This is a genomic window from Desulfitibacter alkalitolerans DSM 16504 (assembly GCF_000620305.1).
Taxonomy (GTDB): Bacteria; Bacillota; DSM-16504; order Desulfitibacterales; family Desulfitibacteraceae; genus Desulfitibacter; species Desulfitibacter alkalitolerans.
In genome coordinates, this window is sequence record NZ_JHVU01000039.1 from 1 (window position 1) to 1,529 (window position 1,529).

At 45.6% G+C, this 1,529-nt stretch carries 1 protein-coding gene and 1 pseudogene; both read left to right on the forward strand.

Annotation, left to right across the window (positions count from 1 at the left end):
* Window positions 1–190, forward strand: a pseudogene (locus K364_RS26920) (2,3-bisphosphoglycerate-independent phosphoglycerate mutase); the annotation flags it as partial.
* A 128-nt stretch (window positions 191–318) separates the two neighbouring features.
* Window positions 319–1,529 (forward strand): phosphopyruvate hydratase (eno, locus tag K364_RS0105585; RefSeq protein ID WP_028307194.1); only part of this gene is annotated, 1,211 nt, incomplete at its 3' end.

Below are 1,529 nucleotides of genomic sequence, written 5' to 3' on the forward strand. Positions count from 1 at the left end.
GGTTGAAGAAGAAAAAGGCACACCCCATACAGCCCACACATCCAGTCCAGTACCAGTAATTATCCTTGGACTTAGAGAAGAAAAGACATTAAGAGATGGAGGCAGTCTAAGAGACCTGGCCCCAACCATGCTGGAACTGCTGGAAATAGAAAAACCAAAAGAAATGACAGGCCAAAGCCTAATAGATTAACACCTACCAAAACATTGACATAACTTGGTCCAAGCAAAGAAAGTCTTATTTAGTCATCTTGCAAAACTGAAAAACCAGCCAGCAGAACCGTCCCTGTGGTTGGTATTAAATAAAAGGAGGAAAACAAAATGACAATAATCACAGACCTATACGCAAGAGAAATACTAGACTCCAGGGGCAACCCCACAGTAGAAGTAGAAATATACCTGGAAAGCGGCATCATGGCAAGAGCAGCAGTACCCTCAGGAGCATCCACAGGAGCCTATGAAGCAGCAGAACTAAGAGACGAAGACAAAGACAGATACATGGGCAAAGGAGTACTAAAAGCAGTAGAAAACGTCAACGAAATAATAGCCCCAGAAATAATCGGCATGAACGTAATGGACCAAATAGGCATAGACAAGGTATTACTAGAACTAGACGGCACAGAAAACAAAGTCAAGCTGGGAGCAAACGCAATCCTAGGAGTATCACTAGCAGCAGCAAAAGCCGCAGCAGAAGAACTAGACCTGCCCCTGTACCAATACATAGGAGGAGTAAACGCCAAGCAATTACCCATACCCCTGATGAACATCCTAAACGGCGGAAAACACGCAGACAATAACGTAGACATCCAAGAATTCATGGTCATGCCAGTAGGAGCAGAATCCTTCTCCCATGCCTTAAGAATGGGAACAGAAATCTTCCACAGCCTCAAAAAAGTACTAAAAGGCAAAGGCCTGAACACAGCAGTAGGAGACGAAGGCGGCTTTGCCCCAGATTTAGCATCAAATGAAGAAGCCCTAAAAGTAATCATGGAAGCCATAGAAAAAGCAGGCTACAAAGCAGGAGAAGAAGTATACCTGGCCCTAGACGTTGCAGCAACAGAACTCTATAAAGACGGCAAATACAACCTGGAAGGAGAAGGCAAGGTCCTAACATCAGCAGAGCTGGTTGACTACTACGAAAACCTGGTCAACAAATACCCCATCCTATCCATAGAAGACGGCCTATCAGAAGACGACTGGGACGGCTGGAAGCTCATGACAGACAGGCTGGGAAATAAGATCCAGATAGTAGGCGATGACCTCTTTGTAACAAACGTCAAGAAGCTATCCCAGGGCATAGAAACCCAGACAGCCAACTCCATCCTAATCAAAGTAAACCAAATAGGCACCCTAACAGAAACCCTGGACACAATAGAGATGGCAAAAAGAGCAGGCTACACCTGCATCATCTCCCACCGATCAGGAGAAACAGAAGACAGCACCATAGCTGACATAGCAGTGGCCACAAATGCAGGACAGATTAAAACAGGAGCCCCCTCAAGGACAGACAGGGTTGCCAAGTACAACCAGCT